Genomic DNA, 4252 nt, shown 5'->3' with positions numbered 1-4252 from the left:
GGCCTGACCCGAATGGCACGGGCATTTGGCCTAAGCCGCTGTGGCGTAACGGTTTCGGTTCGGGTCGCGTGGCGTTTTCATCAGCTTGTAGTTTTTCATCCTGCGTTTAAGTTCGCGTTTTTCTTGACGCCCAGGTCGGTCCCCAACTGTGATTTCTGAGATCGTAATGAGTAGGTTCTTCCATAGAGCCGTTCGATGGCTGGTTTGGTCGCGCAAGCTTGCAGCAAACTCTTCGATCGCTTCCATTGTGCCGGTGAAACTAATCTGACTCGGCAGCAGGTTGAACCGTAAAGCCGAGGCAAGCATCGCCGCTCGAACTAAGTTGTATCCGATCATGTGGCAGTGGATTTCTTTGCGGACCATTGCCGGACTTTTACAACGCAAATGATCCATTTGCATCTGAGTTTTCAAGCTGCGAATATGCAACTCAACTTGCCACCGTTTTCGATACAGATCAGCGAGCTCTTCCGCCATGTACAAGTTGGCGTCAAGAAGCGTTGTCGCCAACGTGATCTCTCGCGTGCGAAATCCTTTTTGCTTTACCTTGTACTTCAAGTGGCGGACGAGAATGATCGCAGGAATCGCATCGTACTCCTCCTGGCTCATCCACGATGGTCGAGCGGGTTTGTGGTAGGCCACCAGTTGATCAAGATAGCCAAGTTTAAGACCTTTGCGAAAGTCAATCTTGCGAAGATGATGTGCCCGAGCAACGAGATCGATTCCGTGAGTTTTGCTCAGTGCGAGGAACCAAAAACTCGCGTAGTACCGATCGGCCAACAGGATATTGCCCGGTGAAATACGGTGTATGATCCCTCGAAGTAATGAAGTCTCTCCCGTTTGCTTGCCCGCGTACTGTGCCACCGCGAGGGAGTTCACCGCGCCTGTCGCCAACGAAAAGAGACCAATCATGCGTGCCATCGGGAAGCCACATCCGGGCTTCTGACTTTTAGGCTGCGGATACTCCGCTTGGTTCTTTGCGGTGTCAGCCATCGTGACAGTCCATCCATCAACCATTTCAACGATACGGCCATGAAACAACCAACACTCATTGCTCGCGTCTTCACAAGATTGCGACGTCCACTCCAATAGCTTGGCAAACAACGCGTGAGGCAGTTTGAGCCTTGCCTTGCAATACGAGGTCGTTTCACTGCTTACGCGTTTCAACCCTTGGACAATACGCCATGTGTTGAGTCTCGTGACGGCCTGCTGGCAGTTGTGGTTTTGGGAAAGAACTTGCGAGATGAACATCCACACCACCACCATCGGAGTGTATGGGCTGTCGTTGAATTTATGTCCAATCTCGGCGCAAATCTCATGGACTTTGGCATGTGGTAGAAGCAGGTCAATCACCAATGACGAAGCTCGGTCGATTTTGCTTTGCACGGTAAATGCAGAGTCGCTAGACTGATCATTCATGATGAATCCTCGTTGGGAGAGTGGTATAGGCACCTCGATTCCAACGGGGATTTGTCATTAAATCAAGCTTCATCGGCATGGAAATCGCGATTGGCATTTGCTTGCACTACATACAGTGCTAGCAGAGGCCTGAGTCGACTACCGGCAGGCGTTTGCCAAAATGCCCGTGCCATTCGGGTCAGGAGCAGTAAAGTTAGACTGGGCAAGGCAAGACACCCCAACCTGCCAAAAAGGCTCCTGACCCTTTTTCAACACACTTAGGAGAACACCATGCACAGGACATTCTTCGTCTTGGCCTGCTGGTCGGTGCTGGCGCCGATCGCCGCACAGAAAGACGTTTCGGCCGCGCCGAGTGAGACGCTTCGGCCTAACATCCTGATCATTTTGGCTGATGACATGGGATATGGCGATGTCGCCTTCCTTAACCGCGACAGCAGGATCCCCACGCCCAACCTGGACTCGCTGGCAAGAGAAAGCCTTGTTTTCACAGACGCCCATTCATCGGGATCCTACTGTGTCCCCTCCCGCTACGGCCTGTTGACCGGCCGGTACATGTGGCGCACCCGGCTGGGGTCGGGCGGCAACCTCGCCAATTTTGCGGGCACCCTGATCGAGCCGGGCCGAAAGACGCTCGCGGATCTGCTTCGGGAGGCGGGATACTTCACCGGATTGGTCGGCAAGTGGCACCAGGGTATCGATTGGAAGCTGCGCGATGAAAGCGCGCGGGAGGTCATTCGGGTACATCCCAACTACCAGGATTTTCGAAACATCGACTTCGCCTCACCCGTCTTGAAAGGGCCGATGGAGTACGGATTCGACTACGCCTTCGCCACCTCCGGATCGGCGGAAATGAACCCTTCGACCTTCATCGAGAACAACCGGGTCACGGCCGTCCCCACCCTCTCCTCGCGGGAAGCCAAGGACAAGTACGGTCAGTGGTACGGCCGGGACGACAACATCATTGCCGAAGGCCACACGATGGACCGCCTCGTCCCAACCCTCTCGAAAAAGGCATGCGAATTCGTCGAGACGGCCGCCCGCACACGGCCCGGACAGCCGTTCTTCCTCTACTACGCGATGACAACGCCGCACAACCCGATCGTTCCTAACCGGGAATTCGTCGGGACCAGCCGCGCCGGAGCGTACGGGGATTTCGTCGTCGAACTCGACCACCATGTCGGCGCGATTCTGCGCAGAATTGCCGAACTCGGAATCGAAAAGAACACGATCGTCATCTTCACCAGCGACAATGGGCCGGTCAATCGAACCCAGGGGTATCGTGCCAGATGGGTCAGGGGTGATACCGCCGTTTATGGGCACGACAGCAATGGGCCATTCAACGGCTGGAAGGCCGGCCTGCAGGAGGGTGGACACCGCGTGCCGTTCTTCGTCCGCTGGCCAGAGAAGATCAAACCGGGCAGAAGTTGCCCCACAACAATCCTCTTCAATGATGTCCTCCCAACCCTTGCGGAGATGCTGAACGTCAAACTGGACAACCACACCGCCGAAGACGGCCAAAGCTTCTTCAAGGCGCTGACGCAAGAAGCGAGCCCCAGGTCGTTTCACGAGGCGATCGTGCACAATTCCAGCGATGGTACGTTTGCCATCCGTAAGGGTGCGTTCAAGCTGACGGTCAACGGGCCGAAAACCATCGCGCAAGTCGTCGACGACGCCTTCCCTGTCTCGTTCGTGCTTCATGACCTGAGCCAAGACATCGAAGAGACCACTGACATCTCTCACCACCATCCCCGGATGGTCAAAGAGATGCATGCCTTGCTCAAAAAATATCTGCGCGATGGCAGAAGCAACGGCAGCCGATGAACCCGAGTGTGAGGATTTGAAAAGGGGTCAGGAGCAGTAAAGTTAGACTGGGCAAAGCAAGACACCCCAACCTGCCAAAAAGGCTCCTGACCCTTTTTCAGAACACACGGGGTGCCTTCACGAGGGATCATCCGGGTTTTGTTGACGGCCGATTGGGCTTCGGTGACAATGCGGTTCGCATCGTGACCGTCCACCGAGATGCTTTCCCCCACACAGGAACCCCGCCTTGTCTTCCATACCCTTTGCACCGCAAAAACACTTCTCCCCCGCATCACCCTGGGCCATCGTGATCGCCTGCTTGCTGGCGGTCGTCGGCACCGGCGCCGTCGATGCGGCCGATGAACGCCCCAACATTCTCTGGATCACCAGCGAAGACAACGGCATCTCATGGGTCAGTTGCTACGGTGGCACCAACGCCCAAACGCCGGCGATCGACCAACTGGCCAAAGAAGGTTTTCGGTACACGCATTGTTTTGACAACGCCGCGGTCTGTGCTCCGACGCGATCCTGCTGGATCACCGGCATGTACGCGATCTCCAACGGAACCCAGCCGATGCGCAGCCGAAATGAAATCCCACATGACAAGATCAAGTACTATCCCGACCTGTTACGCCAGGCCGGTTACCACACCTCCAATCCCGGCAAGACGGATTACAACATCGGCGGTCGGGAAGACAAAGACTGCTGGGATTTCAAGGGCGGCAAGGGAATGTCACAGTACGGTTGGAAACATCGGAAACCGGGACAGCCGTTTTTTGCCGTCGTCAATTTTACGGACAGCCACGAAAGTCGCGCCCACGGAGACGTTGAAAACACCAAGAACGATCCGGCAAAGATGAAGCTGTTTTCCTACCACCCCGATCTGCCCGTCATCCGCAAGAACTATGCGAAGTACGCCGATGCGGTTGAGAACATGGACCGCAAAGTCAAAGATGCGCTCGATGAACTGAAGAAGGATGGTCTCTACGACGACACGATCATCATCTACAACTCCGACCACGGCGGCGTCATGGCG

Annotated in this window: 3 protein-coding genes; 2 read left to right on the top strand and 1 reads right to left on the bottom strand. The window is 55.4% G+C overall.

Going from position 1 to position 4252, the window contains the following annotated elements:
* Positions 1-30: 30 nt before the first annotated feature.
* Positions 31-1416: an IS4 family transposase gene (locus ABX962_RS31510; protein ID WP_372725545.1), complete on the bottom strand. Its 1386-nt coding sequence runs from the start codon at positions 1414-1416 to the stop codon at positions 31-33.
* 270 nt (positions 1417-1686) lie between these two features.
* Here ABX962_RS31510 and ABX962_RS31505 point away from each other — a divergent pair, with 270 nt between their 5' ends.
* Together ABX962_RS31505 and ABX962_RS31500 are read left to right on the top strand one after the other, a co-directional pair.
* Positions 1687-3237 (top strand): arylsulfatase, encoded by a 1551-nt coding sequence (locus ABX962_RS31505; protein WP_372725544.1) that lies wholly within the window; start codon positions 1687-1689, stop codon positions 3235-3237.
* 226 nt (positions 3238-3463) lie between these two features.
* On the top strand, positions 3464-4252 hold a 789-nt coding region (locus tag ABX962_RS31500), incomplete at its 3' end, for a sulfatase-like hydrolase/transferase (RefSeq protein ID WP_372725542.1).

The sequence above is a fragment of the Novipirellula sp. genome (assembly GCF_041583735.1).
Taxonomy (GTDB): domain Bacteria; phylum Planctomycetota; class Planctomycetia; order Pirellulales; family Pirellulaceae; genus Novipirellula.
This window is presented reverse-complemented; position numbering and strand designations above follow the sequence as displayed.

Bases quoted from the DNA above. Each gene is read 5' to 3' on its own strand.
- ABX962_RS31510 (WP_372725545.1), bottom strand. From the start codon at position 1,416: ATGAATGATCAGTCTAGCGACTCTGCATTTACCGTGCAAAGCAAAATC.
- ABX962_RS31505 (WP_372725544.1), top strand. From the start codon at position 1,687: ATGCACAGGACATTCTTCGTCTTGGCCTGCTGGTCGGTGCTGGCGCCG.